General features: G+C 73.0%; 18 protein-coding genes. 12 read left to right on the forward strand and 6 right to left on the reverse strand.

Annotation, left to right across the window (positions count from 1 at the left end):
• Positions 1-98 precede the first annotated feature (98 nt).
• A complete protein-coding gene (trxA, locus tag ABZ809_RS12755; protein ID WP_357562611.1) occupies positions 99-461 on the reverse strand; it encodes a thioredoxin in 363 nt (120 codons plus the stop codon).
• Positions 462-1,009: 548 nt separating this feature from the next.
• Between trxA and ABZ809_RS12760 the strand changes: the two genes are divergently transcribed.
• The 11 genes from ABZ809_RS12760 (at position 1,010) to ABZ809_RS12810 (ending at position 9,961) form a co-directional block, all read left to right on the forward strand.
• Entirely contained in the window at positions 1,010-1,525 is a 516-nt protein-coding gene (locus ABZ809_RS12760; RefSeq protein ID WP_357562612.1) for a MaoC family dehydratase, read from the forward strand.
• Positions 1,526-1,587: 62 nt separating this feature from the next.
• Positions 1,588-2,112: a hypothetical protein gene (locus ABZ809_RS12765; protein WP_357562613.1), complete on the forward strand. Its 525-nt coding sequence runs from the start codon at positions 1,588-1,590 to the stop codon at positions 2,110-2,112.
• 243 nt (positions 2,113-2,355) lie between these two features.
• Complete coding sequence (locus ABZ809_RS12770) at positions 2,356-2,979, forward strand: RNA methyltransferase (protein ID WP_357562614.1); 624 nt, start codon at positions 2,356-2,358, stop codon at positions 2,977-2,979.
• 199 nt (positions 2,980-3,178) lie between these two features.
• A complete protein-coding gene (locus tag ABZ809_RS12775) occupies positions 3,179-3,880 on the forward strand; it encodes a DUF6758 family protein (protein ID WP_357562615.1) in 702 nt (233 codons plus the stop codon).
• A gap of 133 nt (positions 3,881-4,013) precedes the next feature.
• Positions 4,014-4,172 (forward strand): hypothetical protein, encoded by a 159-nt coding sequence (locus ABZ809_RS12780; RefSeq protein WP_007455302.1) that lies wholly within the window; start codon positions 4,014-4,016, stop codon positions 4,170-4,172.
• A 6-nt stretch (positions 4,173-4,178) separates the two neighbouring features.
• A complete protein-coding gene (locus tag ABZ809_RS12785) occupies positions 4,179-5,060 on the forward strand; it encodes a PH domain-containing protein (protein WP_357562616.1) in 882 nt (293 codons plus the stop codon).
• Between the two features lie 102 nt (positions 5,061-5,162).
• On the forward strand, positions 5,163-6,140 hold the full coding sequence (locus tag ABZ809_RS12790; protein ID WP_357562617.1) for a SigE family RNA polymerase sigma factor: 978 nt from the start codon (positions 5,163-5,165) through the stop codon (positions 6,138-6,140).
• Positions 6,137-7,411, forward strand: coding sequence for a hypothetical protein (locus ABZ809_RS12795; RefSeq protein ID WP_357562618.1), 1,275 nt, complete (start codon positions 6,137-6,139; stop codon positions 7,409-7,411). The genes ABZ809_RS12790 and ABZ809_RS12795 overlap by 4 nt, the downstream gene beginning before the upstream one ends.
• A gap of 47 nt (positions 7,412-7,458) precedes the next feature.
• Positions 7,459-8,325, forward strand: a complete 867-nt coding sequence (locus tag ABZ809_RS12800) for a PHP domain-containing protein (protein ID WP_357562619.1) — start codon at positions 7,459-7,461, stop codon at positions 8,323-8,325.
• A gap of 40 nt (positions 8,326-8,365) precedes the next feature.
• Entirely contained in the window at positions 8,366-8,980 is a 615-nt protein-coding gene (locus ABZ809_RS12805; protein WP_357562620.1) for a MarC family protein, read from the forward strand.
• Positions 8,981-9,022: 42 nt separating this feature from the next.
• Entirely contained in the window at positions 9,023-9,961 is a 939-nt protein-coding gene (locus tag ABZ809_RS12810; RefSeq protein WP_357562621.1) for a PD-(D/E)XK nuclease family protein, read from the forward strand.
• A 180-nt stretch (positions 9,962-10,141) separates the two neighbouring features.
• On the opposite strand, the gene ABZ809_RS12815 is transcribed toward ABZ809_RS12810, so the two are convergent.
• Together ABZ809_RS12815 and ABZ809_RS12820 are read right to left on the reverse strand one after the other, a co-directional pair.
• Positions 10,142-10,999: an oxygenase MpaB family protein gene (locus ABZ809_RS12815; protein ID WP_357562622.1), complete on the reverse strand. Its 858-nt coding sequence runs from the start codon at positions 10,997-10,999 to the stop codon at positions 10,142-10,144.
• Between the two features lie 25 nt (positions 11,000-11,024).
• Positions 11,025-11,453: a Fur family transcriptional regulator gene (locus tag ABZ809_RS12820; RefSeq protein WP_357562623.1), complete on the reverse strand. Its 429-nt coding sequence runs from the start codon at positions 11,451-11,453 to the stop codon at positions 11,025-11,027.
• 181 nt (positions 11,454-11,634) lie between these two features.
• Here ABZ809_RS12820 and ABZ809_RS12825 point away from each other — a divergent pair, with 181 nt between their 5' ends.
• Entirely contained in the window at positions 11,635-12,117 is a 483-nt protein-coding gene (locus ABZ809_RS12825) for a DUF2231 domain-containing protein (RefSeq protein ID WP_357562624.1), read from the forward strand.
• 36 nt (positions 12,118-12,153) lie between these two features.
• Here ABZ809_RS12825 and ABZ809_RS12830 read toward each other — a convergent pair whose 3' ends face one another.
• The 3 genes from ABZ809_RS12830 to ABZ809_RS12840 form a co-directional block, all read right to left on the reverse strand.
• A complete protein-coding gene (locus tag ABZ809_RS12830; protein WP_357562625.1) occupies positions 12,154-12,486 on the reverse strand; it encodes a hypothetical protein in 333 nt (110 codons plus the stop codon).
• Positions 12,487-12,608: 122 nt separating this feature from the next.
• Entirely contained in the window at positions 12,609-13,274 is a 666-nt protein-coding gene (locus ABZ809_RS12835) for a C39 family peptidase (protein ID WP_357562626.1), read from the reverse strand.
• Between the two features lie 644 nt (positions 13,275-13,918).
• Positions 13,919-15,637 carry a beta-N-acetylhexosaminidase gene (locus tag ABZ809_RS12840; protein WP_357562828.1) on the reverse strand — a complete coding sequence of 573 codons (1,719 nt, stop codon included), beginning with the start codon at positions 15,635-15,637 and terminating at the stop codon, positions 13,919-13,921.
• Positions 15,638-15,662: the final 25 nt, after the last annotated feature.

Genomic DNA, 15,662 nt, shown 5'->3' on the forward strand with positions numbered 1-15,662 from the left:
GAGACCTCGACGTCCGCGCGGCCCGGGTGTAAGGAAGGGCACCTTCCTAACGCATTGCGTTAGGAAGGTGCCCTTCCTTACACCGGTTCAGCGCCGGTTCAGTGGTTGTGCTCGGCCAGCTTCTTGCGGACGTCTTCCATGTCGAGGGCCTGGACCTGCTCGATCAGGTTCTCCAGGGCGGACTCGGGGAGCGCGCCCGGCTGGGCGAAGACGATGACGCCGTCGCGGATCGCCATGATGGTGGGGATCGAGCGGATGTCGAACTTGGCACCCAGTTCCTGCTGCGCCTCTGTGTCGACCTTGCCGAACACGATTTCGGGGTGCTTCTCGGAGGAGCGCTCGTAGACCGGGGCGAACCGCTTGCACGGGCCGCACCACTCGGCCCAGAAGTCGACGAGCACGATGCCGTCGCTGCCGGTCACCTCGTCGAAGTTTGCCGTGGTCAGCTCTACGGTTGCCATGAAAGTCTCCGATCGGCGCGGAATAGCTACGTCTGGTGGAACCAGGACGCACCACGTGGAATTCCCGGCACAGCTCCGGCGAAACGTCGCCCGGCACGGCGTCGGGCGGCCCGCACTTCATCGACCGGTGTTGTTCGTCGCGTCCGTTGCAGTACGCAAGTGCACGACGCATTTGCGTGACCGGAAGTGATGGGAGCGCTTCCAGTGCGATCGGCGCGATCGGCCGCCAAGATTGCGCAATCAGGCGGTTGACAAGCTGCTATCTGGTGTGCGGAGATCGCCGAACCTCTGTCGTTGCATGACGGAGAGTAGTGTTACGGAAAGGTAAATGTGACCTCGGTCTCTGTTCAGTTCGCCTTGCCATGCGGCAGAATCTTCCCCATCAGAGCGTGGGCGGCGGGTGCCGGGGAGGGCCCCGCCGCTCATTGCGTCTCCCCCCGGTTGCGGCGGTGTGACATTTCCGCACGCCCCGCGCCCCGCACCTCGCCTTAACACTCCATAAGGCATGCTGTGCCGAACTCCGTCGCCGCCCGTCGAAGGGGACAAGGATGCAGTTCGGCCGCTACTACGAGGAGTTCGAGGTCGGCGCGGTCTACCGGCACTGGCCCGGTAAGACCGTCACCGAGTACGACGACCACCTCTTCTGCCTGCTCACCATGAATCACCACCCGCTGCACATGGATGCCCACTACGCGCAGGCGGCGAGCCAGTTCAAGCGCAACGTGGTGGTCGGCAACTACATCTACTCGCTGCTGCTGGGCATGTCGGTGCCCGACGTCAGCGGCAAGGCGATCGCGAACCTCGAGGTCGAGTCGCTGCGGCACGTGGCGCCGACCTTCCACGGCGACACGATCTACGGCGAGACCACCGTGCTGGACAAGCGCGAGTCGTCCTCCAAGCCCGACCGGGGCGTGGTCTCCGTCGAGACCCGGGGATACAACCAGGACGGCACCATGGTGTGCGTCTTCCGCCGCCGGGTGATGGTCCCGAAGAAGGAGTACGCGGCGGCGGCGGTCCCCGAGGGCGTCGACCCGGAACGGCCCAGCTTCCCCGAGCCGCGCTGACCGGCGGGCCCCTTCTCATCCGGGTTCCGGGTGGAAGGGGCCCTTTTCCCGATCCGGGGCATATGCTGGCGCCGGAGGTCCCCATGAGCCACTCCGTCGCCGGAGAGCCGTCCTCTGCCGGCCGCCGCGCCGCACCGCTGACCACCGCCGTCTACTCCGCCGCCGAGTGGGAGCTGCTCACCGCCCTGCCCGGCCGCGTGGTCGTGGCCGCCGCCTCGCCCGGCCCCGGGCGGCCCCGCTCCGGTGTCGCCGCCGGGCTCGCCGGCCTGGACGCGGTCGCAGCCGGCCGGGCCTTCGACAGCGATCTCGTACGCGCGGTGGTCGCTGCCATCTACGCCCGGCACGACGGCGCGGCGGACCCCGTCGAGCACCGCACCGACGTGGTGGACCTGCTCGCCACCTGCCGGGCCGCGACCCGCGTGCTGCGGCGGCGGGCCGATCCCGCCGACTCTGCCGCGTACCGGCAGTGGGTGCAGTCGGCCGCGGCCCGCGTCTGCGGTGTGGCGGCCGGCCCCCGAGGCCTGCCACCCGCCCCCGCCGACCGCCGCTTCCTCGACCGCCTCGGCGGCGCCTTGGACCTGTGCTGACCCCCCCGTCCCACCCTCCCCACCCTCCGCCCCCGCCGCCGTCCAAGCCCGCGCCGATCTTGCACTTGCTGCCCCGGCAAAAGCCGCAATGCGCCCGCATCGAGGGCCGAAACTGCAAGATCGACGACGAGAAGGGGGAGCGACGGGAGGGCGGGAGGGCGGAGGGCGGGAGTGGCGGGAGGGCGGGGCGCGGGTGGGGGGCTGCGGGGCGGGGTGGGTCGTGTGGCCGTAATCTGCGTGGGCGTGACCGGAGATCAGCTCGACGTCGGGGTGGGGCCGTGGCCCGGGGACCCGCCGGACGACCCACGGTACGACCCCGAGTTGCTCGCCGAGGGCGACCGGCGCAACGTGGTCGACCGCTACCGCTACTGGCGGCACGAGGCCGTGGTGGCCGACCTGGACCGGCGCCGGCACGACTTCCACGTGGCGATCGAGAACTGGCAGCACGACTTCAACATCGGCACGGTCGTCCGCAACGCCAACGCGTTCCTCGCGGCCGAGGTGCACATCGTCGGCCGCCGGCGGTGGAACCGGCGCGGCGCGATGGTGACCGACCGATACCAGCACGTCCGGCACCACGAGACGATCGAGGAGTTCGTCTCGTGGGCGGCGGCGCGGGAACTGCCGGTCGTCGGCATCGACAACCTGCCCGGGTCCCGGCCGATGGAGACCACCACCTTGCCGCGGCGTTGCGTCCTGCTGTTCGGGCAGGAGGGGCCCGGCCTCTCCGAGCCGGCGCGCGCCGCCTGCGACCAGCTCTTCTCCATCGCCCAGTACGGCTCCACCCGGTCGATCAACGCGGGGGTCGCCAGCGGCATCGCGATGCACGCCTGGATCCGCGCGCACGCCGGACCGCCGCCCGGCTGAGCGACCGGTCCGGCTCCGGAGCCCGCCCCCGGCGGGCGGCCCGGGGCGTGGGCGGCCCGACCTCCGGCACCCGTCCGGCGCGCTTGCCCTGACGATCGGCCGAGGTCGAGGGCCCCGTCGCGGCCCGCTCCGCCGCCACCCGGACGGTGCCGGAACCGGCGCTCCGCTTGACGTGGCGGCGGAGCGGGGTGACGGTGGGATGGTGAGTGTCGCGGTGAGTTGTCCGAGATGTGGGGGCCCGGTGCGGGCGCCGGACCTGATGCACACCGATTCGCGGTGCCTCGGCTGCGGGCCGGTTTCCCCGCTCCACGTGCCCGAGCACATCGGGGCCGAGATCGTGGCCAGCGTGGTCGACCGGATCACGGCCGGGGCGGAGCCGCCGCGCCGACCGGCGACGCCGCTGTGGTGCCCGTGGCCGCTGCCGACGGGCTGGACCATGACCGGCGTGGCGTACGCGGGCGACGACCGCACCGGGGTGCGCGCCACCGCCGTCGCCTGCGCCGGCCCGGAACCGTTCGGCGGTGGCCCCGCCGATCTGGTCTTCGTGGCCGAGGAGCCGGGCGTCGGCCTGGGTAACCGCTTCGCCGGGCTGGCCGGCCCGGATCCGGGCCCGGAACTCGCGGAGGCGTTGACCGATCCCGGGCCGGGGCATCCGGAGCATGTCGGGCAGGCCAGGATCAAGGTGGGCGGTCATCCCACTCCACTGTGGCTCGTGAACTCGCCAACAGATCGAAGCGCGTACGCCGGCGAGGCTCGGGGATTGTGGCTCCATGCGATAGCCTGGCCGGCGAGTGCGGGTCACCTGCTCGCGGAAGACGTCGTGCTGCACGACCTTGCCGAGTGGACTCCGCCCGAGCTCGTGTACGGCGCACCGTCTCCGTATCTGCACGGCAGTGCTTGACAGGCCCCAGGGCTTGACAGGGATTCCGGAATGTCGGAGAACGGACGCAGATATTCACTGTACGACACCACACTGATACTCTGGGTGCCGCTGCGGTAATGGGACCCGGCGCCGCGCGAGAGGATGGCCCGCCATGGTCAAGAAGGTCCTCACCTGGGCCGGAATCGCATTCTTGATCTTCTTCGTCGCCTACCGGCCAAATTCTGCGGCGGACGTGTTCAAGTCGCTGGGCGGCGGGATCATGGACATCGCCCAGGGGTTCGGCGACTTCTTCACCAGTCTCGTCGCCTAGCCGCCGATGGGAAGCCCCTCCGGTCCACCCTTCGACCCGGACGATCCTGATCGTGAACGCCGGGAGCGAGACCGAGACACGGAGCCGATCCCCCGGATCGGCCCCGACGACGGGCCGGGCTACGGCACTGGTCCGGGCCTCTCCGACGGCCCTTCCCTCTCGGACGACGCCGGCTTCGGCGACGGCCCGGCGTACGCCGGGGAAGGGCGGTCCGGTCGGGCCTGGGTCCGCGACCCCGAGGCCGGCTACCAGCCGCCGCAGATCTCCGAGGACGAGCTGGCCGGCCTGCGGGCCGACGCCTCCGGCATGGCGCCACGCCGCGTGCTGCCGTTGGAAGACGAGCCCAGCTCGCTGGTGGCGCGCTACCTCTTCCCGACCGAGCGCTACCGGGGCGAGTGGAAGCGGCACTGGATCCACCTCACCACCCCGCTGCTGATCGGCATCGCCGCGACCTTCGTGCTCGGCTACCTCGCCGGCTTTCTCGCCGGGCAGGACGTCGGCGCGCTCACCACGATCGCCGTGCTGCTCTGGTTCGCCGTGATGGGGTGGGTGGCCTGGAAGGTCGCCGACTGGTGGTACGACCGCTTCATCCTGACCAACAAGCGGGTGATGGTGGTCAACGGCATCATCACCCGGCGGGTGGCGATGATGCCGCTGGTCCGGGTCACCGACATGAAGTACGAGCAGACCCCGACCGGCCGGGCGCTCAACTACGGCACGTTCGTGCTGGAGTCCGCCGGCCAGGAGCAGGCGCTGCGCGAGATCAAGAACCTGCCCAACCCGAACGAGCTCTACCTGCGCGTCGTCGAGGAGATGTACGAGCCGCAGGCGGTCGAGGCGCGGCTGGGCAAGGAGGCCGACGAGGCCAAGGCCGACGACGGGGCGTAAAGCTTTTCGTCCGAACATCGGAGGAAATACGCACCGTTCGCCGTCGACCCGACCACTCCGGGCGTGGCAACCTGCCAGGGGGACGGGGTGCGGAGGTGACCGGTGGCGAGCAGGGATCCCTTGGAGGAGGAGTTCCGTGACTTCGTCGCGGCCCGCTCCGGCGCCCTGCTGCGCACCGCCTACCTGCTCAGCGGGGACTGGGCCACCGCCGAGGACCTGCTGCAGACCGCGTTGACCAAGACATACCTGGCCTGGAAACGGCTCGGCGGGATCGAGGCGGTCGAGCCGTACGCCCGCCGGGTCATGATCAATACCTCGACCAGTTGGTGGCGTCGGCGCTGGCACGGCGAGCGCCCCACCGACGTGCTGCCGGAACGGGCCGGGGTCGACGAGATCGAGCAGCAGCTCGACCGGGACCTGCTCTGGCGCCACCTGAGCGCGCTGCCGAGCCGGCAACGGGCCGTGCTCGTGCTGCGCTTCTACGAGGACATGTCCGAGGCGCAGACAGCCGCCCTGCTCGGCATCTCACCGGGCACGGTGAAGAGCCAGACGTCGCGCGCCCTGGGCACCCTGCGTCGCCGGATGGGCGCCGGGTCCGCCCTCGGCCTGCCGTCCGAGACCGACCCGGCCCCGGCCCGGCCGCAGGGCGGTGCCATCACCAACGCGGGTTCGCGGCGCGACGGCACCGGCCGGCCCGCTACCGCCGACGGCGCCGCACCGGTCCGTCCGTCGACGGCCGACCGGGCGCCGACGATGGTGGTGGGCGCGGACGCCGCGGCCGTGGTCGCGGCGACGAACGCCCCGCCGGCGGTCCCCGTGCCGGCCCGGCCGGCCGGTACGCCCCTCGACGGGCCGGCCAGCACACACTCCACGCCCGTCACCGGGCCTGCCGAACCCGCCACCAGGATCACCACGCCGGTCGCCGGGCCACCCGCGCCGATCGGCGAGCTGACCGACGAGCCGGTGCCCGTGGTCTCGGGGGCACGGGCGGGGGCGGGGTCGCGTACCGACCGGGACGAGCAGCACGACCGGCAGACCGTTCTGCCAGGTGTACCGGCCGGCGCCGGGGAGCACCGGTGAGCGGTCCGGTCGGCCGTGGCGACAACCGGACCGGCGGCCCGACGCGTCCATTCGCTGTGACCGAGGACGAGCTTGAGCAGGCGGTACGGGACACGTACTCCCGCCGGGTCACCCTCGCTCGTCCGCTCGCCGCCGATTTTGCGGGAGTGGCGATCCGGCGGGCCGACCGGGCCCGTCGCCGGCGGACCGTCGCCGGGCTGGCCCTCGCAGCGGTGGCCACGGTGTCGATAAGCGCCGGCATGGCACAGCTCGGGCAGCAGCCCGGGCGACCAACCCATCCCACCGTGGTGCTCGGCGACCCGTACGCCTCGCCGCTGCCGGACCCGGCCCCCGACCTGTCGGCCTCTCCGCGGGTCGACGTGGGTCGCGGCGAGGTGGACCTCATCGTCAACGACGTGCTGGCCACCACCGGCGGTCAGCGGCTGGTAGTGCCCGACGTGGCCCCGGCCGCCGAGCGTGCCCAACGACTCTCCGACGGGGCCGGCTGGGCGGTCGTGGGCCGGCCGACAACAGCCGGCCGCTCGCTGTGGATCGTCCTGCCGAACGGGTCGACGCACCTGCTCCTGGCCGGAGCGCGGGAGATCACCCTCAGCCCCGACGGTCGCCAGGTCGCCTGGCGGGAGGGGTCGGAACTCGTGGCCGCGGGCATCGTCGGCACTCAGATCGTCGCCGCCGCCCGCACCCCGGCGTCGCCCGGCGCGGCGCCGGTCGGGTTCGCCGGGGACGCCGTCCTGATCCAACTCGACCCGGACCAGGCCGGCCACGCGTTGTGGCGGCCGGCCGCGGGTCCGCCGCGGGGCACCCGTGACCGGGCCCTGCACGTCTACGGCATCCGCCCCGACGGACTGGCGGTCGGCCTGGTCTCCGGCGGCACACCCCGCCGTCCCTGCCTCGCGCTGCTCGACCCCGCCCGGGATCTTGCGCCGGTACGGACGGGGTGCGGGCCCACGCTGAGCGGCGACGGGCACGGCGCGATCTCCGCCGACGGGCGGTGGCTCCTGGCGAACGGGACGGCGGGCGGGAAGCCTCGCGCCCTGCTGATCGACCTGGAACGGCTCGCCCCCGAGCCGTCGGCGCGTCCGGCCGGTCCGCCCCTGGCCGGGCCGGTGGCCTGGACGCAGCAGGGGACGGCGCACTACGCCGACGCCGCGGGCGCCCTGGTGCGGGTCGAACCGGGCCGGATGCCCGACGGCGGAGCGGCACCGACCACCCCGATGAGCGGCCTGCTCCCCGGGCAACGTCCGGTGCCGGTGACCGTCGGCCGTTCCTGACCGTGCCCGCGTCCCGGGGCAGGCCGTCGGCCGGTAGCGTCGGGCCGATGAGCGCGACTCCCCGGATCGACCTGCACACCCACTCCACCGCCAGCGACGGCACGCTCAGCCCGGTCGAGCTGGTGCGGGCGGCGGCCGAGTCGGGGCTGGGCGTCGTGGCGATCACCGACCACGACACCACCGCCGGCTGGGCGCCGGCCCTGGAGGCGTTGCCGACCGGGCTCACCCTCGTCCGCGGGGCCGAGATCTCCTGCCGCTGGTACGGCGAGGAGCCGGCCGTGTCGCTGCACCTGCTGGCGTACCTCTTCGATCCGGACGCCCCGGAACTCGTCGCGGAGCTGACCCGGGTGCGGGCCGCCCGGGAGGAGCGCGGCGAGCGGATCGTGACGCTGCTGCGGGCCGACGGGGTCGACGTGAGTTGGCCGGAGATCCTGGCCGGCGCGGGCGGCGGGACGGTGGGCCGGCCGCACATCGCGCAGGCGCTGATCCGGGCCGGCCTGGTGGCGACCACCACGGAGGCGTTCGGGCCGGACTGGCTGGGCGAGCGCTACCGGCTGCCCAAGGAGGACATCGACGTCTTCCACGCGGTGCGGCTCGTGCGCGCGGCGGGCGGAGTGCCGGTCTTCGCCCATCCCAGGGCCACCCGGCGGGGGCGGATCGTGCCCGACGAGCTGATCGCCGACCTGGCCGCCACCGGCCTGGCGGGGCTGGAGGCCGACCACGAGGACCACTCACCGGCCGAGCGGGCCCACGTCCGCGCCCTCGCCGACGAACTGGGCCTGCTGGTGACCGGCTCGTCGGACTTCCACGGCACCCACAAGACCGTGCGGCTCGGCGCGTTCACCACCCACCCCGAGGCGTACGAGCGGATCATCGCCGAGGCGAGCGGGGTGACCGGGGCCGCTTCCGGCTGATCCGTGGTTTCGCCTCCGACGGCGCGGATACGTTGATCACGTGGATGCCAAGCTGTTCGGCGAGGTCTTCGTGACCCTGCTGGTGATCGTCGACCCGCCGGGCATGATGCCCATCTTCCTGGCGCTGACCGGCCCGCTGCCGGCGCGGGACCGGAACCGGGCGGCCTGGCAGGCCGTCGCTCTGGCGCTGGGCGTGATCGTGATCTTCGCGGTGGCGGGACAGACCCTCCTCGACTACCTGCACGTCGACCTGCCGGCGTTGCAGGCCGCCGGTGGCCTGCTGCTCATCCTGGTGGCGCTGGAGCTGCTCACCGGCAAGGCCGACGACCCGAGCCAGCAGGTCACCTCGAACATCGCCCTGGTGCCGCTGGGTACGCCGCTGCTGGCCGGCCCCGGCGCCATCGTGGCCACTATGCTCTTCGTCCAGCAGGCCGACGGCGGGGCGGACGTCACGGCCATCGCCGCCGCGATCGTGGCCGTGATGGTCACCGTCTGGATCGTGCTGCGGTTCTCCGGTGGGATCGTCAAGATCCTGCGCCCCGGCGGGATCGAGGTGCTGACCCGCATCGCCGGGCTGCTGCTGGCGGCGATCGCGGTGCAGCTCATCGCGGACGCGGTCGCCGCGTTCGTGACCCAGTACGCCAACATGACCTGACCGCCGCCCGGATGTGTCGGGGGCGGATGGCAGGATCACGGTGTGCGGCGAGCCTCTTCAGCGGGACGGTCCTCCACCAGTGGCGGCCGGGCGCCCCGCCCCCGTGGCGACCAGCCCGAGCAGCTCGGGTTCGAGGGCATGCCCGAGCGGCTCTTCGTCTGCACCCCCAGCAGGCTCGGTGCCTACGCCGACTGCCCCCGGCGCTACCGCTACTCCTACGTCGACCGCCCGGCCCCGCAGAAGGGCCCGCCGTGGGCGCACAACTCCCTCGGCGCCAGCGTCCACACCGCACTGAAGAACTGGTACGCGCTCAGCCCCGAGCGACGCCGGCCGGAGGCACTCGCCGCGCTGCTCAAGGGCACCTGGGTGCGTGAGGGCTACCGCGACGACGAGCAGGAGCGGGCGGCCTACCGGCGGGCGCTGGGCTGGCTGGAGTCCTACGTCGAGACCCTGGAGCCCGGGGTCGAGCCGGTCGGTGTGGAGCGGGTCGTGGCGGTCAAGACCGGCGTGCTGGCCCTGAACGGCCGCGCCGACCGGATCGACTCCCGACCCGGGCCCGACGGCCCCGAGCTGGTGATCGTCGACTACAAGACGGGCCGCACCGGGCTGGACGCCGACGACGCGCGCGGCTCGCAGGCGCTGGCGCTCTACGCGTACGCCGCCGAGCGGGTGTTCCGCCGGCCGTGCCGCCGGGTGGAACTGCACCACCTGCCGACCGGCACGGTGGCCGCGCACGAGCACACCGTGGAGTCGCTGGCCCGGCAGCTCACCCGGGCGGAGGAGACGGCCCGCGACATCATGGCCGCCGAGCGGGCGGTCGCCGACGGGGACGACCCCGACCAGGCCTTCCCGACCACGCCGGGTCCCCGCTGCGGCTGGTGCGACTTCCGGCGCACCTGCCCGGTGGGGGCGCAGACGCCGGGCAAGGAGCCGTGGGCGGCCGTCGAGCGGGCCGCCGACCCGCTGCCCGGCCAGGGCTGACCGGCACCGTTCCACAGACCTGCGTGGCCGGAAGAGGTCCGCATGCTCCACGTCTCCCGGTTTGGCGCCGACGCGATGCGGCGGGCGGCCGTGCCCAGGGGACGGTGCGGGCGGCGGGCGAGGGCGGTACCTCGACGCACAGCCGCTGCGGGATGGGTGGCAGTCCCGGCCGCCGGTGGTTCAGGCAGGGGCGCCGGTGAGCCGGGCGGCGCGCTCCTTGGCGGCCTGCTGTATCGGCCCCTCCCGCCATCGGCGGGGCAGCGTGGCGAGGGTCAGCCGCAGCGCCCGGACGCTCAGGTCGGCCGAGAGCGCGGTGGTGGGCAGGCCCAGCCCGCCGTACATCCGCCGGGCCCAGGCCGGCAGCAGCGCGAGCGCGGTGCCGGCGATGCCGAAGTACGCCCAGCGGGGCGGGCCGAGATTGAGCCCGAGCCGGGCGGGCAGGCTGAGCTTCCAAGGGATCGGCGGCGCGGTGAGGAAGAGCGCGGTCTCGGCCGCCTCACGGGTCATCCGCAGCTCCGGGCGGATCCGCCGGTAGTAGTCCGCGACCTCGGCGGCGGTGCCCGGGACGCTCTCCGGGTCGAGACCGACCAGGGCGGCGGACCGGCGTTGTTCGGTGTAGTAGCCGTCGATCTCCTCGGCGGTCAGCGGCAGTCCGGCCCGCCGGGCGGTGTCGAGGAACGACTCGACCTCGGCGACGTGCACCCAACGCAGCAGGTCGGGGTCGTCGACGCGGAACTCCTCCCCGGTGGACAGGTCGGTGCCCCGCAGGCGGGCGTGGCGGCGGCGTACCCGGCGACCGGCCGCCTCGGCCTCCGCGGTGGTGCCGTAGATGGTGGTCCCCACGTAGGTGGAGGTGCGTACCAGGCGGCCCCAGGCGTCGGAGCGGTAGGCGCTGTTCTGGGCGACCCCGGCTATGGCCCGGGGGTGCAGTGCCTGGAGGTAGAGCGAGCGTAGGCCGGCGACGATCAGGATCGGCTCTTCGTGCACCTTCCACGTGACCGAACCCGGACCGAAGAGGCCGAGGTCATCGGAGTCCACCGGCCAAGCCTGCCACGCCTCGCCGTCAGACGTCGGCGTGGCGACGGGCCTGGCAGGTCGGGCAGAGGCCCCAGAAGGTCACTTCCGCCTCGTCGACCTCGAACCCGTGGGCGGTGTTCGGGTCCAGGCAGGGTGCGCTGCCGACCGCGCAGTCGATGTCGGCGATCTCGCCGCAGCCGCGGCAGACCACGTGGTGGTGATTGTCCCCGGCTCGCGCCTCGTAACGGGCGGGACTGCCGGCCGGCTCGACACGACGGGACAATCCGGCCCGGGACAGCGCCCCCAGCACGTCGTAGACCGCCTGGGTGGAGACGGAGTCGAGGCGTTCACGGACCCGGCGGGTGATCTCCTCCACCTCGAGGTGCCCGCCGGCGGCCAGCACGTCGAGCACGGCAAGGCGCGGCCGGGTGACCCGCAGGCCCCTCGACCGGAGCAGTTCCTCGCCACCGGGCATGTGCCAATGACAGCACGCGGGCCGGGGACCGACAACCGGCCTCCGGACAAGGGTGGCCTCGGCCACAGCCGGGCCGCCGTCGGGGGGTGGATTGGATCGTACGCGGGCGCGGGAGATCTGGGCGGGTCGACGGGAGCCCCGTACGCTGGCATCCCACGACCGCGTACCGCCGGAGGTGTCCATGTTCAAGGAGATCCTGGGTCTGCCGGCCCACGTGCTCGTGGTGCACGCGGTCGTCGTGCTCGTACCGTTGCTGGCCCTGCTCGCCGTCGCGTACGTGGCGTTGCCCCGGTTCCGGCGCCGGCTGGACTGGGCGGTGGCGATCCTTGCGGTGGTGGCGCCGGTGTCCGCGTTCGTCGCGGTCGAGTCCGGCGAGGAGCTGAACGACGCCTTCGTCGCCCGGGGCATGCAGGGCCCGATCCTGGCCCAGATCTCCGAGCACGCGGGTTACGGCGACATCCTGTTCCGCTGGGTGCTGCCGCTGGCCGTGGCGTCGCTGCTGCTGCTCGCGGTGACGAGCGGGCACCCGCGGGTGTCGAAGCTGCCGTCCTGGGTGACCCCGGTGCTGTCGGTCGTGGTGGTCGCGCTCGCCGTGGTCAGCCTCGTCTACGTCTACCTGACCGGCCACTCCGGTGCCGAGACCGTCTGGGGCAACACCCTCTGACCTCGCCCCTGGTTGCCAGCGGTGGGATCGGGCCGGTCAGAAGACGATCCGTGAACAGAGCAGGCAGACGACGATAACCAGCACCACGCCGGCCACCGCGCCGATCCCGTACGTGACCTGTTGCGCGCGTTGCTCCGCCCCGTCGAGCCCGGCCATGTCCTGCGGAGGCAGCTGCCGGGGTGGTGGCGGTCGTAGGTGCACCGGCGGTCGCCATCCGGCCGGGGGCGGGGTGGCGGTGGGCGGACCCGCGTAGCCGCCTCGGGGCGGTGGGCCCGGCGTCGGCGCTGCCGGGGTCCTGGGCAGCTCCGGCGTGCTGTCGGGCCGTCGCCAGTACTCGTCCGGGGCACCGCCGGGGGTGGGGGTCGTCACGCCGTCCGACGCTACCAACGCTCCGGCCCGAAGACCGGGCGGACGCGTACCCCCGGACGCAGAAGGGCCCCTTGCCGACGCATGGCGTCAGCAAGGGGCCCTTCCTATCGCTTGTTGGGGGGTCAGGAGGTGTAGCCGCGGGTGGCGATCCAGTCGGCGAGGTTGTCGACGCTCATCCGGTAGGAGGCCTGGTTCGGGTCCGCGGAGTCGGCGATGGTGACGGTGTTGCCGTTGTCGCGGTAGCCGACGACGCTGATGTAGTGCCCGCCCTCGAAGGAGTGGGTGGTGCCGTCGGTGTCGGTGGCGGTGCCGGCGATGTTGGCGACGATGGCGTGGCCTTCGTCGATGGCGGTGACGATGTCGGTGCGCAGCTTGTCGGTCTGCTTGTCGTCGGCCTTGGTGCCGGGGATCTCGACGGACTGGTAGGCGTCCTTGCCGGTTTCCTTGTTGAGGACGGGGGTGATGTCGTTGATGGAGTTGGTGCCGGCTTCGGTGGTGCCCATGCGCTGGGCCATGCCGTCGACGTCGATGTTCTTGCCCTGGACGCTGAGGGCGTTGCGGGCGGCGGCGGGGCCGCAGTAGTAGAAGTTGGGCTGGGCTTCGTAGCGGACGTCGAGTTCGCGTTCGCTGTGCTTGCGGTCGGCCTGCTTGCGGTCGGCCTGGACGGGCGTGGCCGGCTTCTCGGCGGGGGCGGCGAACGCGGCGGTGGTGGGGGCGGCGATGGCGCCGCCGGTGACGGCGAGCCCGGCCACGGTCAGAGCGGTCTTACGGATCAGATCGGTACGCATGATGAGAGCACCTTTCGATCGGGGGTACGCGACACACCCCGCAGGGGGGTGGGGTGTGTTGCGGGTGAGGGAAAGGTCAAGCCAGAAGGGGTGCGCCACGCCTCGGATGGAGGGGGCGGTCCCGGGGGATGTAACGATCCGAGGCCGGCGGTCATTCCGGCCCGGCGTTTCCCGGTCACCCCGGTCACCTGTCGTCCCCGGCTACTCGCGCACGGGGCGGGGTTGGGGGTTCACGCGTTCACGTGGTTACAACGACCAGGGTCCTTGGCTCATGCCCGCGGCTCCGGTGACGCCCGCCACCCCAAACCTGCACAAACCCGACACCGCGCGTCCTGCTCCGCCGCACTGGCAACCTCTGCTCCCGAGATCTTGCACTTCCTGCCCTCGCAAACCAGGCATATGCCCCATGGTGGGGGCAGGAAAGTGCATGATCGCGGCTGGGGTGGGCGCGTCGCTGTGCCTTCCCACCCTCGCCTCGGCGATCTTGCACTTCCTGCCCTCGCAAAGCCGGTATATGCCGCAAATCATGGGCACAAAGTGCAAGATCGCGGAGGCGGGGTGGTGCCGGGGCGATCGGGCATGCCTGCGTCGGTTAGCGCCGGGATGGTGTGCGGGGGTGCGGGGCGCTACGGCTGGGGCGGGGGTCAGGTGAGCGTGGCGGCCTCGTCGGGGCCGGGCTGAGTGGCCTCGTTCGGGCCGGGCTGGGCGGGGATGGTCGTCCGGGGGGTGCCGGGAGTCGGCTGACCCGTGGGTCGGGGGACCTCCGCCGGCTCGGCGGGCCAGGGGATCTCCGGCGCGCGGTGGAAGGCGATGCCGGCGGCGTCCCAGCGTGGGCCGTGCCCGGCCAGCCGGTCCCGGAACCCGGCCCAGTCGTGCGTCGAGCGGGGCGACCAGCCCAGCTCGGCGATGGCGGGCAGGCGTGGGAAGAGCATGAACTCGACCTCTGCCCGGGAGGTGATCGACTCGGTCCAGAGCGGCGCCTCCACCCCGAGCACCGCGGCGGCCGGCACGCCGGTCAGGTGCGTGCCGGGGTCCCAGTCGTACGCCCGGTGCACGTCGATCATGCCGGCCCAGTCGTGCCCGATCGGGGTGTCCGGGGCGTACTTCATGTCGAGGTAGGCGTGGTTGCCGGGGGAGAGGACGAGGCGTGCGCCACGGTGGACGGCGTCCGCCGTGGCCGGATCGTCGCCCTTGGTGCCCCACCACTGGAGCACCCGCCCCTCGGCGTGCGGGACGGGGGCGATCTGGTGCCAGCCGACCACCGTCCTGCCGGTCTGGGCGACGATGCGCTGGACCCGCTCGACGAAGGCCGCGTACGCGTCGGGGCGTACCTTGAACGCCTCGTCGCCCCCGATGTGCAGCCACGGCCCGGGGGTGAGCGCGGCGATCTCGCCCAGCACGTCGGCGACGAAGTCGTACGTCCGCTCGTTGGTCGGGTCGACGTAGCTGAAGCCGACCTCGGTGCCGGTGTACGGCGGTGGAGCGACCCCGTCCGGGGCCAGTTCGCCGTACGCGGTCAGCACCGCGTTGGTGTGCCCGGGCAGGTCGATCTCCGGCACGACGGTGACGTGCCGCTCGGCGGCGTAGGCGACGATCCGCCGGTAGTCGTCGCGCGTGTAGTGCCCACCCGTGCCGCCGCCCACCTCGGTGGCCCCGCCGACCTCGGCCAGCCGGGGCCAGGAGTCGACCGCGATCCGCCAGCCCTGGTCGTCGGTCAGGTGCAGGTGCAGATGGTTGAGCTTGTAGCGGGCCAGGTGGTCGATCACCCGCAGCACGTCCGGTACGCCGAAGAAGTGCCGGGCCACGTCGAGCATCGCCCCGCGGTAGGCGAACCGGGGCCGGTCGGTGATCGATCCGCCGGGCAGTACCCAGCGTTCGGCGACCGGCGTCCGGCTCTCGACGGTCGCGGGCAGGAGTTGCCGCAGCGTCTGCACGGCGAAGAAGAGGCCGGCCGGGGTGGCGGCCTCGACACGTACCCCGTCGGGGGTCACGTCGAGCCGGTAGCCCTCCGGGCCGAGGTCGCCGGAGTCGGCCAGCACCAGCGCGACGCCGCCGGCCGGCTCCGGCCGGGCGGCGTCGGCGACCGGCAGCGGGTAGCCGGTGGCGGGTCGGAGCAGGGCGGCGAGTTGGTCGGCGACGGTGCGGGCGGCGGCGTCGGCGCTCACCCGGATCACCGCGTCGGGGGTGAGCACGAAGTCGGCGCCCAGGGCTGGCGTGACCTGCTCCGGGGCGGGCACGACGTCGCCGAGCCGGATCCCGGCCGCCGGGGCGAGCAGGCTGTCGGCGGCTCTGGTCGCCGCCCGGGCCAGCTCGGCGGCGGCCGGCTCGCGCGCCGGCAGGTCGACGGGACCGCGCGCCGGCAGGTCGACGGAACCGGCCGGCCGGTCG

Origin of the sequence: Micromonospora sp. NPDC047074, assembly GCF_040643815.1 — a bacterium.
Taxonomy (GTDB): Bacteria; Actinomycetota; Actinomycetes; order Mycobacteriales; family Micromonosporaceae; genus Micromonospora.

Bases quoted from the DNA above. Each gene is read 5' to 3' on its own strand.
- trxA (WP_357562611.1), bottom strand. From the start codon at position 461: ATGGCAACCGTAGAGCTGACCACGGCAAACTTCGACGAGGTGACCGGC.
- ABZ809_RS12760 (WP_357562612.1), top strand. From the start codon at position 1,010: ATGCAGTTCGGCCGCTACTACGAGGAGTTCGAGGTCGGCGCGGTCTAC.
- ABZ809_RS12765 (WP_357562613.1), top strand. From the start codon at position 1,588: ATGCTGGCGCCGGAGGTCCCCATGAGCCACTCCGTCGCCGGAGAGCCG.
- ABZ809_RS12775 (WP_357562615.1), top strand. From the start codon at position 3,179: ATGGTGAGTGTCGCGGTGAGTTGTCCGAGATGTGGGGGCCCGGTGCGG.
- ABZ809_RS12780 (WP_007455302.1), top strand. From the start codon at position 4,014: ATGGTCAAGAAGGTCCTCACCTGGGCCGGAATCGCATTCTTGATCTTC.
- ABZ809_RS12785 (WP_357562616.1), top strand. From the start codon at position 4,179: ATGGGAAGCCCCTCCGGTCCACCCTTCGACCCGGACGATCCTGATCGT.
- ABZ809_RS12800 (WP_357562619.1), top strand. From the start codon at position 7,459: ATGAGCGCGACTCCCCGGATCGACCTGCACACCCACTCCACCGCCAGC.
- ABZ809_RS12820 (WP_357562623.1), bottom strand. From the start codon at position 11,453: ATGCCCGGTGGCGAGGAACTGCTCCGGTCGAGGGGCCTGCGGGTCACC.
- ABZ809_RS12825 (WP_357562624.1), top strand. From the start codon at position 11,635: ATGTTCAAGGAGATCCTGGGTCTGCCGGCCCACGTGCTCGTGGTGCAC.
- ABZ809_RS12835 (WP_357562626.1), bottom strand. From the start codon at position 13,274: ATGCGTACCGATCTGATCCGTAAGACCGCTCTGACCGTGGCCGGGCTC.